The organism is Shewanella sp. 5_MG-2023 (assembly GCF_030547465.1).
Classification (GTDB): Bacteria; Pseudomonadota; Gammaproteobacteria; order Enterobacterales; family Shewanellaceae; genus Shewanella.
The window spans coordinates 1-15,864 of the sequence record NZ_JAUORC010000038.1; the positions used below are offsets into that span (position 1 = coordinate 1).

Below are 15,864 nucleotides of genomic sequence, written 5' to 3' on the forward strand. Positions count from 1 at the left end.
ACAGGTTTAGAGCTTATCCATACTTTGGGTAATCTGAAATGCCATGATTACCCAAAGTCCTAACACGAAAATGTCCAGATATGAGTTTGCAAGAGATACGCTTTTAGTTGTAATAAAATGACAATTCATAATTATAGTATCTAAGTGCTGTTCCGATTTGTCAGACTATGGGTACATTTTATGTCAGAGTATGGTTATATCTTTTCGGTAAGTTATTGAAAGCTATAAGCTGCCTATGTCAGACTTTGCATCCAGCGACACTTATGTTGTTTTAAGCATAAGTCTGCATAATGATAAATAAGTATGCAGACTTCGAACTATAAGTTTACATAGTGTAGTGTTTATTTGTCGTTTAACTACAGCAGTTATGCTTAATATCGCACGTCATCACCTAAATACAATTGCTAATGTGCTTTGTTAGTCGCTAAGTCCTCGTCAGCGAGTTGGTTGATGATTTGAGCGTTCAATAGCCTGATTAACCTGTGAAATCAGTTGCTGTTTTTCAGGTTCAATTAGCTTCATTGTCGTTCGCACACGTTGGCTTGCATAATTCGGATCGATTCGATACCAGTGTGTTAATACCCTAAGCAGTAAAGCTGACTTTAATGGGTGATTGACCATATTTGTGGCAAGTTCAAAACTGACTTCAGGCTGTTGGCTCACACCAAAGTAATCAATATAACTGCGTATAGCCTCATTTTTTAATCCACCGTCCAAGGTATTAATCCACTCAACAGCATTGGCTGCATCAGAAATGGGCCAATGTGTCAGTAAGCTATAAACCAACTTGGTTTGCAGCACTTCTGGATATTGATGAATGGCGTCTATGCTCGCTTGGTGCTGCTGTTTGCTCAGCTGATTGGCAATCGAGATCATGGCATTTTGGCTAATGGCTTCATTTATATGGTCGTTGTCAGAGAGGTATTGCATTACCTCAAGGGGAGCCAGTTGTGACCAAGCATTGAGTAATGACTGAGTTGCCTGTTGTTTTGATAAGTCGTCATGGATGTTATCAACCCAAAGCAGTGCTGCTTCAACATCTTTATGGGTAAGGTGGTTAATATAATGAGCAATAATACTTGGCATTACATCAAATGCGGGCAAGGTGAGGATCATTTCGCCTGCGCCTAGTTCATCCTCTTGCATATAACGCTGCAAAACCGGAGAGTAGTATTCACCGAGTTCGTTAGTTATTGGTTGTTGTTGTAGCCATTGTAAAACTGCGTGAATATCGTGATTACTCCACTGTTGTAGTAGATTTTTGATAATCGGTGCACGTTGCTCAAATGAGGCAATCTGGTTTGCTTGCTCAAGCCTGGTAATAAAATTGCTTGTTTGTTGGTTTTTGCTGGCTTGTTCACTTGTTTGTTCAGCTTGTGCCAGCAAGCGATTATTTGTATTTGCTACAGGTTTATAAGATTGTAATACGCCTGCCTTTGGCTCATCTAGTCGCAATTCATGGAAGCCTTTTGGCGGTTGCTGTTGTAGTAAAAGGCGACCGAACAAGCTCAGTGCAGTTGTCATTAGAGCCAAAATGATGATGTTGTGAGTGGTTATGTTTATCGTCACTTTTTCACCTTTTCTAGTTATCACCATAATATCCTCATCGTCATTGAACGGGGTTAGTAAACAAGCTTATTGACTGCATACATAGACTGATCGAGTTTATGTAACAATAAGCTTGTAACGGTTTGGATAGGTGTGTTTAGTGCAATATTAAGTCGGTTAATTAACCGTAATATTGACCGTATCTACCTTACCTTTATTTTTGGTTTTTACTGTAATGACAGCATTACCCCGTTTACGCGCGGTAACAATGCCATTTGAGTTAACCACGGCAACAGTGGAATTACTTGATGAATATGTGACTATTTTATTGGTGGCGCATTGCGGCAATACCGTAGTATTCAGGCTAACAGTTTGGTTTTTAGCAAGCACCTTAGAAGCTGGTGTGACTGTCACCCCTGTTACCGGAACCCAAGTAGTAGGGCAGTCATTACCATTACCAGGAACGGTCGGTTCGGTTGGCCCAGTACCACCGTTGGTTTTAAACCATGTTCTAACGTAGTCAACTTCCATTGAGGTTGGGTAACCGGCAGATGGTCGTTGATCTGATGGATAGAACTGGTTACATCTAAATTCAGTTAATGGAGCACGTAATCCCTGTGACAGCGTTAAGTTCATCTGACGATGCCAATATTTATTTTCTTTAGTGGCGATTTCTTTACCATCGACATACCAAGTTATACTGTCTTTAGTGACGTTTACACCATAAGTATGAAAGTCGTTGCGAGGATCATAAGGCAGAATTATTTGATTGTGATTAAATGGCACTTTTAACGGGCGTTGCCAAGTTGGCTCACCATTAATGACTACAATGTTGTGTAGGTCATGATCTGATTTTCTAACTTCATTTTTTTGGGTTAATTCAACCACATCAATTTCGCTGTATTGCACATCGCCGTCTTCAGTCAGAGTGCGATCAATCGTGCTATACATCCAAAATGCAGGCGATACACCAGGGTAAGTACTTGCGCCTTTAATTCTTGCTTCGTAATAACCGTAATTACCCGTTGCACGTGATTTAGCTATGCCTGAGGTGTAGTACAAAGGGTAGTTAGGTACTTGTTTTTTATTACAACCATCCCAGAAAGTACGGGTGTGATTTTCACGTCGAGTCGTTAGAATCAGCTTGCCCCCAGAAACAATAGCATTACTGTCACGCCAAGACCAAACGCCAAAGTTTTCAGGTTGAAAGTTCCATTTTGCAGAGTCTTTATTATTAAACTCATCAGATCGTTTGGCTTGTAATACCCAAGTTTCACCTGGTTTAGCAATAGGTGGTGCGCTAGGCGCTGCGGCAAAGCTGTGTAGAGAGAAAAGGCTGGCGATACTGCATGTGAATACCGTTAACTTTCTAAGTTTGTTCATAAATAGTCCATTTATTTACTAGTGAAAAATAATGTCAGCCCTTACTTTTTGGCTTCTAAGGGCTTATTTTTTACAAGGGGAAACCGTCAACTTCAGGCTGCTTTCTCCTTTGTATCAATTGAGGCAGGGCTAACTGACAACAGTGCAAATAAATGGGTCATCGAAATGGCGACCTATGTTTACAAACAGATATACTAGCGAATTGATATAATCAATGAAAACATATGATGTATGGATTCGCAATAGTGCATTGAGCTATTTTTGTACAAAGCGAGCATAGCTGAGAGGGGGGGAGATGCTTAGATTGCCATTTATTGGTGATGAATGCGCTAATCAAATCAAAATAGCGTCTTCATTAAAGAGTTGCCTAGAATTAAATGATGTTACATGGCGGATAATTCGTGCTGATAAACACGTTGTTATCAGAGCTGGAAGCTTATAAAACTCTCTCGATTAAATATCAATCAAGCCAACTGGCTAAATCCCACGACCGAATTCGGGCTGCTTTTTCATGGTCCAGTAGCGGCACTGTAAGAGCAGACCAAATACTGTCAGTATTTACAAAAGCGACGACAGTACTTCGCTTCAAGTTGTCAGTATTTTCAATAAACAGGCTTTTGCAAACCTATACCAACTCAGTAAGGCACATAATCTCATTAACCTTCCCGTATTTAAGCATGGACAGCCTTGTACTGGTTTAAACTCGGCCAATATCAGCTAAATGTGCCGAAATAGCATCCAATCTTTCCAATTTAGTAGACTCCCAAAGTTAACGACTATTTAGTCTGGTGAACTAACTTGCGATATACCAAAAGTTATCGATGTTATTGATTAATAATGGGTGGCTAGTTTTCATATTAATAATCAACTCGTTATAAAGTAACTTAACGCTTCTTCTACATGCTTGGACAAAACCGCTACAGCATCACGATGCCACTTTTGAATTGATGGCGTTATTAATCATATGAAAAGATACTACTCAAAAATTTAACAAATAGCATACAGTCTTAAACATATGATGTATATTAAGGAGTGATGTTATTGTATTGGCACAGTCAGGATGATGTCGGCATGGGCCCATTAAAAAGGAGATGATTTTGAAATATCACTTTAAGGGAGCAATTTTAGCTCCGCTAGTTTTGTTGGGTACAGCATGCAGCCAACAAGTTCAAACACCAAATGAAGCTATACAGGTTGTTCAACAAGAGTTGTCTTATGAGCAGCAAGCGCGCGTAAAAATAGATACCTTGAAAACAATGATGCAGCGGGCTAAATCGAACAATATTGATATCGCTCGAGAAGAGACCATAATTTGGTTTGCTGAGCAATTCTTGATATTCGCCAATTGGGACGAAGCTAACCCTCAAGTCATTGCTGATGCATTCGGCTATGAACGCTATTATGCCGAAGATAAACATCAATTGGCCGCAGATTTACCTGACTTTGAAAGAAGAAAGGTCATAGAGATACTTGATGCTGGTATTGAAGCTTTAGACAAAGAGCTGCGCGGAGTGATAACGCGTCGCCCAGTCAACAAAGTCGACTGGCAAGGCACAACCGCTGGTGAAAACATGTTTATTAGCAAGGGTAAGCCTATTTTCCCTTATGATTATTTTTCAAAAACTGTTGGCCAACCGCTCACAAATACTCAAATCTATAATGACCATTTAGGTGCCTTATACCATGGTGGGCAAAACCTTTATGAGGTTGACCATGACCGTGCGATTAATTCATTTTTGCTGAAAGAAGATGGCACATTTGATCAAAAGTTAATGAAAGAACTGACGCAAATTCCTGATACGAACATCGGCTTTTTAGTCTATTGGATCATGGGGATTCCTGAATGGGTAGAGAAAAGAGAACCTGAAGTCCGTAAAGGGCGCTCTCTATTTACAGGTTTTGATGTTGATAACCCATTAGCTCGGGAGGTTTGGAGTCAGATTATCCGTGAAACTGCCAGGCTAACAAAAGGCAAGAAAGTGACGGAATTAGGCTTTGTATTGGCTAATGAACCTCATTGGTTTTCTGAAAAAGGGCATTGGACAAATCGTTTTAAAGAGATGAATGATATTTCGTCATATACTTTGGCAAAATTTCAAACCTGGCTTGATAACAAGTACGCTGGCGATATTTCGCGCTTAAATGAAAACTGGAACACCCAATTTAAAACCTTTAATGATGTCACTGTCGAAATCCCGATGGATACTGCTTTAAAGGGGACACCGCTTTGGTATGACTGGATGCGTTATAACATGGATCGCGGAACGGATTGGTTTACCTTTATGCAAAACGAGTTACATGCCGTTAATCCAGATGCCGACACCCATATTAAAGTAATGCCTCGTATGTTTATGGAAGATAGTCGCTCAGGTGGTATCGATACGGAGGCGTTGGCTGAACTGACCACCATGGTTGGTCATGATGCTAAGTCATTTGGTAGTGCCAATATTAGGCCTGGTAAATCATCTGACTGGTTAGAAAAGTATGCTTATTATTGGCGTATTGTGAGTATGTTTCATGATTTTATGGAGTCGGTAGCTCCTGACAAAATTAACGTTAATTCAGAATCACACTTTTTGTCTTCAGGTCAATGGCGTGACTTAGATACCCGCACTAGTTATGTACGCAGTGTTTACTGGTTAGCAACGCTTCATGGTATGGACGCCAATATGGGGTGGTTTTGGGCTCGTGACCCTGATGGCTCACCAGAAGATCGTTTAGAAGGTGAATTAGATTTCTTTGATCCCGGCCTTGCTGGGGCTTATGCTGGTTCAAATAATATGCAGCCACATGTGACTAATGAAGTCACGCAGGTGATGTACGACTTAAATAGTTTCTCTGAAGAAATTGTTTCCTTACGTGAGCAAAAGCGCCCAGTCCGTTTGTTCTATTCTGAAACTTCAGCCATCAATAGCGATAAGTATATGACACAGATGTCAGAGTTTTACGAACAGTTCTATTTTGAAGGTTATCCTCTTGGATTTGCCACCAATAATATTATTAGAAAGCAAGACCATAGTCTGTGGGATACTATCGTAGTCTATAACAATCGTTTTGTGACTGATGAAGAGTTTGAGACGTTGCAGTTCTATCTTGATAATGGCGGCACAGTCATAGTTGATACACCAGCGAGTTTATCGTTAAACGAATATGGCCAAAAACGTAAGGCTAAGTTGGTTAGTGGTAAGGGCAAGTTAGTAGAAGCTAACACCGATGACATAGCAAAATTAGCTCAGTTAACTATGGGGACATTGGATGATTCAAGTTTGCCTCAGATCATATTGAAAGAAGAGAATGGTAAGCCATTTAAAACGACTATGTGGCGAGTTGTACCGCAGCAAAATGGTCGCTATTTGGTCAACATTATGAACTTAGGCCATGAAACCGTTTCTCTCGAGTTGGACTCTGCTAATGGAAAAGTTGTCAAAGTTACTGATTTGATGACGAGTAATGATGTGTCTCCTCGTTTTGAGCTATCTAGTGAGGGTGTGATGCTGGTTGAGGTCACGATTCAGTAGTCCTTTTATGGCTAGCCTTTTTCTTATGCTTGGAGAGGCTAGTCAAATTTATAACGTGAAGCAGTAAGTAATGTTAATCAGCGTAATAGATAAAACCATTTGCTTATAGTTTTACCTTGTTAGGCTGCTAAATTGACTCTAATGACGTGGATGTCGCTTCAGAGTTAAAGGCTTTGTTATCCCGAGTAGAGGTTAAGTATCCAAGTTACTATTTCCTCTCCGAGCTCCACTACTTTCTCTGTTAACTCAATTGCTTACAAAGATGTGTAAAAAAGGCCACAAAACGTATGTTATTGTGGCCTTTTGCTTGGGGATTGGGTTTACCACTTAACTGGCATAAATACCGTCATTTCAGCTAGTCCTCGGTTACTCCATGCAAAGTAAGGAACTAATTGGGTATTAACACTTTCCCAGTTAGGTTTTGTTAACGCACTATACATAGAGTCTGTTTTTGTATTTTTGCGCAGTAAAAGCTCAGCGTTAATTGTCGTAATACCACCAAGTAAATCGTCTTGATGATTGACCTCAAGTCTAGTGTCACCGTTTACATACACGTCTAAAATTTTAGTGCTTGCCGGTAAATCTGGTGTTTCAATACAGTAAACGATAGGGCCACGTTTAACCGCTACCTGATTACGTACTTCTTCTATACGCGGGTGTCCTTCAATAAACGTGGCTTCCATAGGGATATCGATAATGACCACATCTCCAGCTTGCCAGTTGCGGTTGATTAAAGCGTAAGTTGCAGGCGTTGTTGCAATATTTAACACTTCCCCATTTACAGTGATGGTTGCACCTTGCGCCCATCCTGGAATACGCAGTGCGATTTCAAAGGCTTGTTCACGACATTCTTCAACCGTTAGCTTAACTAAACCTTTCCACGGGTAGTCTGTGTCCTGGGTTAGTTTGATTGATGAACCATCTAACATTTGGCTATTCAATTGGTTGCCACCGTACAGGTTCACATAAACACCATTGTCCGCCATGCTGTAAGCCCAACCTGAAAGGTTCGAAATAGTACGAACTAAGTTTGGAGGACAGCAGAAACAAGCCAAGTAACCTTCGCGATTTGGTGTTTCTGTTACGTCAGCATGCGCGTCATAATCACGTGTATTGTGGATCATCCGTAGTGGGTTTGCGTAAAAATAATCTTTGCCTTCATGACCAATACCCGATAATCCGCTGTTATGCATGACCAATTCGATGATATCTGCATACTTGGCTTGGCCATGGATACCTAACAGGCGGAAACTAAACATGGCATTACATAAATTGGCGCAGGTTTCGTTATAAGCTGTAAGGTTTGGCATCATATAGTCATCAATGAAGCCTTCTTCAATCATGTCGCGGTTTACTGATGCACCATAGTGAGTTTGACCAACGGCTCCGGTTGCATACATTTTCTTTTGGATCACACTTTCCCATAATCGATCAAGTGCTGTAATGAGTGCGTCTTCGCCTGTTTCCGCATAAACGTCAGCTGCACCAGCGTAGTAGTACAGTGCTAATACCGCATGGCCTACAGGTTCGGTTTCTTCTCGAAGTGGCGTTCTTTCCTGCACCATATCGCCAATTGGGTACCCAACGGTTGTGGAGTCATGTTTGATTTCATAGGTTCCGCGACGGTCAATAAACTTCTTCGCAAGTTCCAAATATTTCTTATCACCAACCGTTCTATAAAGCTCCACTAATCCCATAATTTGTGTTTGGTTAAAGCCAAAGCGTTGGTAGTGTTTGGTGTCAGGGAAGAAGATGGTATAAAGCAAGTCTGCATGCTTGAGAGCTATGTTTAAAAAGCTACGCTTACCGGTTAAACGATAATGAGCACAAGCTGTAATAAGTAAATGACCTGTGTTGTACATCTCATGGTACTTACGGTTTGAATAACGCTCTGCATCTTCATCAACTTTTAGTTGGATTTGGGTCTGCAAGTAACCGTCGGGCTCTTGAGCTTTGCCAATGATTTCAATGTACTCATCTAGCTCTGCCAGTACTTTTTCATCTTTAGACAGGGCATAAGCATAGGTTTTTGCCTCTAGAAACTTGTAGAAGTCACCATCATGCCAATACATGCCTTGGTGTTTACCTTCTTTCATTCCTGCTGCAATTTTAAAGTTGTTTAAGGCATGGCCGACATCACCCGTTAATACATCCCCCATATAAGGGACCATAACGTCGATAGCTTTTTGGGTTTTATCGGCCCAAAAGCCAGTTGTCCACTGACAATCGCCAAAATTAGTGGCTTTAAGTTTCACGTGCGGGCTTTGAGCATTACCGACAATCCCCTTGTCGTTGGTATTACGAGCATTCATGTTTTACCTCTTTCTAATTCTGCTTATACAGGAGCATCTGTAAGTAGTTATGTTTATTGTTTTACATCAATATACGACAGCGTATAAGGCTGACTATGTTGTGTGTTCTTAATTCCTTTGCCTTTCATTAAATCAAAATTAGATATCACTAATTTTTCGTGATAGATAATTAAGTCCGCGGGTTGGTCAATTTGCCCGTTTGCCCCATTGTTGTCTGGGTAATCAGCAATGAGTTTTACCTCAGCAGTAGGGGAAACTGAAAAAATTTGATTAGAGCCGAAACCGGCAACATAAAGCACATCATTAGCACCGAAAACCATTCCATCTATTCGAGCTGTATTAGGTAGGGTAGCGAATAAGTTAGTTTGCTCAACTCGTCCTGAGGCAGATAACTTAAGGCGATATATCTCTCCATCCCCTAGGTTACCAGCATAAAGGTCGCCCTGAGAGTTGAATACAATACCATCAAGACCTATCTGAATAACTGGGTTTTGAGTTTCTACCGTAAAGATAATCTGAGGATCTTCCAACGTGTTTGTCACTTGTAAATTGCGTTGATTAGCGTCAAATCGGTAGATTGCACTCGTCATTTTGGTGGACTTTACTTTAGGCATGGTCAGTTGTGTTACATAAACCCCACCTTGATGGTACCTAAGCCCATTAGGGTTTAATCCAGAAGCAATCACTTGAGTATCAGTTAGTTGCTTGTCACTAAAGGTGAGCTTGAGAATACGTCCTTGCTTTACTCCCCTAGCATCTGCGACATAAAGTGCACCATGCTCATCGTAAGCTAAGCCCATTGGATTTGCTTTTTTTGTCAGCCCCAATCTTGGGACTGTCGTGAGATGACGAACACTCCCATCGGGCTTCAATGAGAAAAGCTCCCCTTGGAGTTGGTTGTTGGCATAGTTAGGGCAAGATAGCGTTAAAGAACCATCTGGAGCGATGGCAAATGCATCAGGTGTTGGACAGTTGTTGGGTAACACACTAAAAGGTTTAGCAGCTTGAAGGTTATGAACTTTAGTGCCATCTGCTTGAGCATGATTACTTAATAATATGATGACTGTGCAATAAAAGCACAACAACAGGAAGTTGTGGCAGTAGTCTTGGTGCTTTTGTTTTAGTTGACTCATTGCAAAATGCTCCCTAATTAAAATGTTGTAGATTTGCTGCTTGTATTTAACATATTTTAAACATACTATGTTTAAAATAATATTATGTATATAGGTTGGCAAAAAATTATGCAAAAAAGTCAGTATGCCAATGTGACTAGGTTTTCAATGATTGCAGCGTTTGGTGGTTTCATCTTTGGATTGGATGCAGCAAACATTTCAGGAGCATTGCGCTTTATTAGTGCACAGTTTGGGCTTGATGCTATTCAGCAGGGGACTGTTGTAGGGTGTGCACTGCTGGGGGTTATCGTCGCGCTGTTCTTCACTGGTACCTTATGTGAACGATTTGGTCGAGCGAAGGTTTTACTGGCGATTGGATTAACGTACTCGTTATCTTCAATAGTCTCTGCAAGTGCCATTAGTTACGAAATGCTCGTTGTAGGGCGGTTTATTGGTGGTGTAGCTTTTGCCTCTATTACTGTGTCAGCAATGTATATTGGAGAAATAGCACCTGCTGAAACCCGGGGCAAATTTGTTTCGGTGAACCAATTCATGATTGGTTTAGGCTTGTTACTTGCTTTTGTGATCAATTATTTCTTAATTGAGTTCATGGACAGTGTCGCCTTTTTAGACCACCACAATGTCTGGCGTTTTATGCTGGGTGCTGAGTTAATTGCCAATATAATCTGGGTTGCTTTGTTGATGACGTTACCAGAGTCCCCTCGATGGCTAGTTAAAAAGCAGCGCACCGATGAAGCTAGAGTGGTTTTTGCAAGAATTAGCCCTCCGGAACAAGTTGAACCATTACTGCTACAGGTTAACAAAAGCTTTTCAGAGCAAACCTCTCAAGACACTGTTAGTCAACTGAAAATACTGTTCAGTAAGCGTTTACGATTTGTTCTTTTGCTGGCGACCGCCTACGCAGTGGTGCAGGGGGCGACGGGTATGAATGCCGTATTGTTTTTTGCACCTATGGTGTTTGAACAGGTCGGTATGAGTGTTGAAGACACATTCTTGCAAACGACTGTCATTGGTGTTGTTGGTCTGGTTTCTACTTTTATTGCGATTGGCTTTGTTGAGAAACTTGGACGCCGAACGCTGACACTTGCAGGATTGGTTTTGGTCGTAATTGCTCATAGCTCGACATACTATGGTTTTAGCCAGGCAAGCTATCAGTTTTCTTCTGATGCGATAGAGCAAATTAGTGCAGCGCTTGCGAAGGAAGATATCGACTCTAAAGTGCTGGTAAAACTAAAAGGTCAGCATTTTGATTCAGATGTAGCTTTAAAAAGTGCACTCGCTGACTTGTTTACGCCAAGTGAGTTGCCTTTAGTTACAGGTCCGATAATTAACGCAACACAGCAAGGGATTAATGCTGGGGCAGTACTCTTTGGTATTTTTGCATTTCTAGCCGCTTTCAACCTATCTATTGGTCCAATCATGTGGGTCGTCTTTTCAGAAATATTCCCTAATTCAGTTCGAAGTGTCGCGTTGCCTTTTGCTGCGTTAGTGCAAACGGTTTCATCCTGGTCGATTCAGCAATTCTTCCCTTGGCAGCTCGACAACATGGGGGTTGCGAGTATTTTTGCTCTGTACGCAATGATTGGATTGATTGGGACAGTAGTGATGTATTTCACTTTACCTGAAACCAAGGGCAAAACGATCGAAGCTATTGAGATGGATTTAGCTAAAGCATAAATGTCAGTTTTTTAATTGTAATGGAGCTAAAGCATTGGGTTTATCAACACTTAATGAAACTACTTATTTGATTATCGATTGGGGCACCACCAATTTTCGTGCTTTTGCGATGGGTGAGCATGACAACTGTATTGAGCTGCGAACATTACCTTTAGGCTTGCTTCAGGTTCCTGATGGTCAATTTGGTTCATCCCTTGCTGAGGTACTAGAAGCTTGGTTAGGTCGTTACCAACACTTGCCAATCTATATGGCTGGAATGGTGGGGTCGCTAAAAGGGTGGATAAATGTCGACTATGTTTCTACTCCTGCTAGTGCCGCGCTACTTAGTCGAGGAAAACACAGCTTTCAGCTTCCCTGGGGAGTAACCGGGACTATTTACCCCGGTATCAGTCATCAAACAGACAAGCAGTATGATGTTATGCGCGGCGAGGAAGTACAACTCCTTGGCTTGTCATTATTGACTCAAAAAAATGAACTATCAGCCATCTTGCCTGGAACACATTCCAAGCATGCCTGTATTGATCGTCAACAGATAGTGGACTTTAAAAGTTACCTAACAGGTGAAGTGTTTAGTTTATTGATCAATCACAGTTTGTTGGGCAAAGGGATAACGCTTGATGATGAGTTTGAAGAAACAAGTTTTTTAGCCGGGGTTGATGATGCCCAGCAAGGGGAGTTTACCCATCAAATTTTTCTTGGTTGGACGCATCGTTTGTTTGGCAAACTATCAGACTCTCAAGTGGGAGATTACCTTTCCGGTATGTTGATAGGCTTTGAACTAAAACAAACGTCACAGCCATTTTATTATCTTGTTGGTAACCAAAAGATGTGTGAACGCTATCAATTTGCATTAAATCATTTAGAAAAACAGAGTGAAATAGTCTGCGGTGATCGTTGTTTTTTAGCCGGTATGATTGCACTGAAACGTGAGGAAAAACATGTATACGCCATTTGAACTGTCCAAACAGTTTCCACTTATAGCCATTATACGAGGGGTAACACCGGCTACGTGCCTTGATGTAGCAGAAGTACTCATTTCACAGGGTTTTACTATGATTGAGGTTCCGTTAAATAGCCCTGATGCATTGATTAGCATTCAAAAGCTGGTCGATAAGTATGGTGACAAGTATTTGATTGGTGCAGGGACTGTGACGTCTGCTCAGCTCGCTTATGAGGTGATTCAAACTGGGGCGAAATTGATCGTTACGCCAAACGTCAACTCGAAAGTGATTCAGATGGGGGTAAGTGCTGGTTGTGCAGTTTTCCCCGGAGTCGTTACACCGACAGAAGCATTCGATGCATTAAGGTACGGCGCAACAGGTTTGAAGATATTCCCTGTTAACGCGCTGGGGCACGCAGGGCTATCTGCTTTAATGTCAGTGCTGCCGGAAAATACGTTATGCTATCCAGTTGGCGGCATTGAACCCAATTCAAACAGTATGAGACCCTATATTAAGCTAGGCGTGTCTGGTTTTGGGTTAGGCTCATCTTTATATAAACCAGCTATGGAGCTGGAAGAAATAAAAAAGAATGCAGAAGCATTCATCAGTAACTTTAAGCATTTAAAGGGTGAGTATGATTCAGGTTTAGTAAACTAATTGATACTAAGACAGTGCAATTTGTTACGTTGTTGATATAATCATACAAGACAAGCATCTGATGTTTATGTTGTTATTTTAACAACGAACTTAAGGACAATGACAGCCACGATGAGTGAATTAGTATATTACGACTTAAAACGCGCAGCAAAAATGACACCAAGCTTGTCGGTTCAGGTAGCCAGGGAGTTAGGCAGAAGAATCGTGGCAGGCTCCTATGAGCCAGGGGCCTTGCTCGACGATGAAAATGCGTTAGCGGACCGTTTTCAAGTGAGTCGAGTTGTAATCCGAGATGCGGTTAAAATCTTAGTTGGAAAAGGTTTATTAGATGTTCGTCGGGGGATTGGGACAAAGGTTCGCCCTCGTAATGAGTGGATACTCTTGGACGATGATGTGCTTGCTTGGCATGTTACCGCCACGCCAAGAGCTGAGTTTATTAATCAATTAATGGATGTTCGGTTAGCTTTTGAGCCTAAAGCCGCGAGATGGGCTGCTGAACGTGCAACACCGGAAGATATTGCCGAACTTGAAAATGCCTGTATTCGAATGGAGCAAGAAAGTGGCTCTGTGGAGAAGTTTATTGTTGCTGATGCCCTGTTTCATAAAGCCATGCTACGGGCGGCTAACAACGAATTTTTAACGGCGATGGAAGGAGTGATCTATTCTGCATTATTAGTCAGTGTACGAATTACTAATCAAGACCCAAGAAAGAATAGTGACTCTGTACTTTTTCATCGCGAAGTCTGTGACGCAGTCAAGACTGGTGATGCTGATAAAGCTGAAATGTTAACGGAAAAACTTCTAAATGATGCCATTAGGCGGTTAAAAGAAAATTTTGATGTTTAGCGTTTTTAAAGGCCTCTTTTGAGGCCTTTTTTGTATCTTTAAATCGGCATAGTTCGCTATCTGGCTTAAGCTTCTTGAGTTTATAGCTCAGAGGCTTTTGGTTTTAATGTTTCGCACTACCCTATTCCTACTATTTGCGCCCAGGTTAAATTTATGTTGCGTAATAAAACATCATATGTTTACATAGATTGTATGTGGTGAGTTTGTGTTGAGTGGTATTTTGAGTCCGATACTCATCTTCATTTATCCTTAATTTCGGGAGTGGGTTAATGTCAGCATCAAATAACGGTCGAATATGTGCGTACTTCTCAAAACGATATATTTTGAAGGTTAGTGCAGTATTGTTATCGCTTATCCCTTGTATCTGCTCAGCTACCGATAAAGAGCAGACAGTTCGACCGAACGCCAACGTGTTGGTATTGATGTTTGATGATATGCGCTTTGACTCGTTTTCATATCGCAACGGCCCAGTTTCGACACCTAATATTGATCAACTAGCCTCTGAATCGACTCGATTTGATAATGCCATGTCAACAACTGGACTTTGCTCACCATCTCGGGCGGCTTTTTATACCGGAAGGTGGGGGCATAAAACCGGTTTAGATGACAATGTTGAGTTGTATTCAACTCGTTTAGCCGAGCTGGATTTAAATGAGGGTGGCTTATTACGTAGAGCATCTGAAGCAGGTTATTTAGTTGGGCATGTAGGCAAGTGGCACTTAGGTGCTAGAGGGACGGAGTTACGAGGGGCGGAAATCGATTTAGCGCATGGGCACGAGCCAAGAGAGCGATTTAGTCGTGTATATACCCCTTATGCCAAAGTGCCTCAGGTACAAGGTTACTATGAGGGGAAGCTAGATGAAAACGGCGAAAAACACGAGTACTACAAAACCTTAAAAGGAACTTATAAAGACACTGAAGCATACAAAAAAGTCACTGCTGGCAAGAAAATGCTGCGCCAAATGGCAAAAGATGAAAGGCCATTTTTTGGCGTGATAAGTTTTAATCAGCCTCACCCTGCCTATCGAGTACCCGAGCCATACGCCAGCATGTATGACCCAAGCACCTTGCAGCTGCCTGAAAATCACCTTGCTAAAAGAGTTAATAAACCACTGGCACAAGATGGTGTTTGGTGGCCCTGGCATGACGTTGGTCATATGACTGATACCGACTGGCGTAAAGCCCGCAGCTTTTACTATGGTGCTATCGCCATGGTTGATCGAATGATTGGAGAGCTTATTCAAACTGCCAAAGAAGAAGGGATTTATGACGATTTACACATCGTCTTACTTGGCGACCAAGGGAGCATGTTAGGTGAGCATCGTTTATATGATAAAGGCCCATACGCTTACGATGAACTGATGCGAATGCCATTGTTAATCAAAGCGCCTACCCTCGCTCCACGGACTATTCATCGACAAGTGTCGCTATTGGATATTACTCCGACGTTGGCCAATATAATGGGACTAGCTAGTGATGGCGATGTAGATGGTCATGACCTATATCCTTTAATGATGCATGGAGATAAAGCTGAGAACGGTCTGCAGGATGTCGCATTATATGCTTACGAGTGGTACAACGGCGCATGGTTCGGTATTCGGGCAGTGAGAACGCCTGAGTACAAATTTGTTTGGAATCCTGGTGATAACCGTGATGAGTTATATGACTTAAAGAAAGATCCTGGTGAAGTCACCAATGTGATTACAAACAATGCCTATCGACAGATACGCAAGCAAATGGTTGAACTTTTAATGTCTGAGCTTGAGCGTGTCGATGACCCGTCAGTAAGCAAACTTAAATATCATGCCAAACCTTATTTAACAGCTACTAATCAATAATTAGATTAAGG

General features: G+C 41.5%; 10 protein-coding genes. 6 read left to right on the plus strand and 4 right to left on the minus strand.

Annotated elements, in window-relative coordinates:
- Nucleotides 1-435 precede the first annotated feature (435 nt).
- Nucleotides 436-1,569, minus strand: coding sequence for a hypothetical protein (locus tag Q4557_RS18105; RefSeq protein ID WP_133126426.1), 1,134 nt, complete (start codon nucleotides 1,567-1,569; stop codon nucleotides 436-438).
- 156 nt (nucleotides 1,570-1,725) lie between these two features.
- Nucleotides 1,726-2,931 carry a family 16 glycosylhydrolase gene (locus Q4557_RS18110; RefSeq protein WP_102520062.1) on the minus strand — a complete coding sequence of 402 codons (1,206 nt, stop codon included), beginning with the start codon at nucleotides 2,929-2,931 and terminating at the stop codon, nucleotides 1,726-1,728.
- A 1,091-nt stretch (nucleotides 2,932-4,022) separates the two neighbouring features.
- On the opposite strand from Q4557_RS18110, the gene Q4557_RS18115 reads away from it, so the two are divergent.
- The gene (locus Q4557_RS18115; RefSeq protein WP_303414505.1) at nucleotides 4,023-6,449 is read left to right on the plus strand and encodes an alpha-amylase family protein; all 2,427 of its coding nucleotides are present in this window, start codon (nucleotides 4,023-4,025) and stop codon (nucleotides 6,447-6,449) included.
- Between the two features lie 320 nt (nucleotides 6,450-6,769).
- On the opposite strand, the gene Q4557_RS18120 is transcribed toward Q4557_RS18115, so the two are convergent.
- Both Q4557_RS18120 and Q4557_RS18125 read right to left on the minus strand, forming a co-directional pair.
- Nucleotides 6,770-8,761, minus strand: a complete 1,992-nt coding sequence (locus Q4557_RS18120) for a glycoside hydrolase family 127 protein (protein ID WP_303414509.1) — start codon at nucleotides 8,759-8,761, stop codon at nucleotides 6,770-6,772.
- 53 nt (nucleotides 8,762-8,814) lie between these two features.
- Complete coding sequence (locus Q4557_RS18125; RefSeq protein WP_102520059.1) at nucleotides 8,815-9,894, minus strand: SMP-30/gluconolactonase/LRE family protein; 1,080 nt, start codon at nucleotides 9,892-9,894, stop codon at nucleotides 8,815-8,817.
- Between the two features lie 147 nt (nucleotides 9,895-10,041).
- Between Q4557_RS18125 and Q4557_RS18130 the strand changes: the two genes are divergently transcribed.
- The 5 genes from Q4557_RS18130 (at nucleotide 10,042) to Q4557_RS18150 (ending at nucleotide 15,853) form a co-directional block, all read left to right on the plus strand.
- The gene (locus Q4557_RS18130; protein WP_241901038.1) at nucleotides 10,042-11,571 is read left to right on the plus strand and encodes an MFS transporter; all 1,530 of its coding nucleotides are present in this window, start codon (nucleotides 10,042-10,044) and stop codon (nucleotides 11,569-11,571) included.
- Between the two features lie 34 nt (nucleotides 11,572-11,605).
- Nucleotides 11,606-12,526: a 2-dehydro-3-deoxygalactonokinase gene (locus tag Q4557_RS18135; RefSeq protein WP_198589313.1), complete on the plus strand. Its 921-nt coding sequence runs from the start codon at nucleotides 11,606-11,608 to the stop codon at nucleotides 12,524-12,526.
- Nucleotides 12,510-13,169 (plus strand): 2-dehydro-3-deoxy-6-phosphogalactonate aldolase, encoded by a 660-nt coding sequence (locus Q4557_RS18140; RefSeq protein ID WP_102520057.1) that lies wholly within the window; start codon nucleotides 12,510-12,512, stop codon nucleotides 13,167-13,169. Before Q4557_RS18135 ends, Q4557_RS18140 begins: the two co-directional genes overlap by 17 nt.
- A 111-nt stretch (nucleotides 13,170-13,280) precedes the next feature.
- Nucleotides 13,281-14,015, plus strand: coding sequence for a FadR/GntR family transcriptional regulator (locus tag Q4557_RS18145; protein ID WP_102520056.1), 735 nt, complete (start codon nucleotides 13,281-13,283; stop codon nucleotides 14,013-14,015).
- A 269-nt stretch (nucleotides 14,016-14,284) separates the two neighbouring features.
- Nucleotides 14,285-15,853, plus strand: coding sequence for a sulfatase-like hydrolase/transferase (locus Q4557_RS18150; protein WP_102520055.1), 1,569 nt, complete (start codon nucleotides 14,285-14,287; stop codon nucleotides 15,851-15,853).
- Nucleotides 15,854-15,864 lie beyond the last annotated feature (11 nt).

Excerpts from the sequence above, each read along its gene's own strand:
- Q4557_RS18120 (WP_303414509.1), bottom strand. The coding sequence starts at position 8,761 with ATGAATGCTCGTAATACCAACGACAAGGGGATTGTCGGTAATGCTCAA.
- Q4557_RS18130 (WP_241901038.1), top strand. The coding sequence starts at position 10,042 with ATGATTGCAGCGTTTGGTGGTTTCATCTTTGGATTGGATGCAGCAAAC.
- Q4557_RS18115 (WP_303414505.1), top strand. The coding sequence starts at position 4,023 with ATGATTTTGAAATATCACTTTAAGGGAGCAATTTTAGCTCCGCTAGTT.
- Q4557_RS18110 (WP_102520062.1), bottom strand. The coding sequence starts at position 2,931 with ATGAACAAACTTAGAAAGTTAACGGTATTCACATGCAGTATCGCCAGC.
- Q4557_RS18125 (WP_102520059.1), bottom strand. The coding sequence starts at position 9,894 with ATGAGTCAACTAAAACAAAAGCACCAAGACTACTGCCACAACTTCCTG.
- Q4557_RS18150 (WP_102520055.1), top strand. The coding sequence starts at position 14,285 with ATGTCAGCATCAAATAACGGTCGAATATGTGCGTACTTCTCAAAACGA.
- Q4557_RS18145 (WP_102520056.1), top strand. The coding sequence starts at position 13,281 with ATGAGTGAATTAGTATATTACGACTTAAAACGCGCAGCAAAAATGACA.
- Q4557_RS18140 (WP_102520057.1), top strand. The coding sequence starts at position 12,510 with ATGTATACGCCATTTGAACTGTCCAAACAGTTTCCACTTATAGCCATT.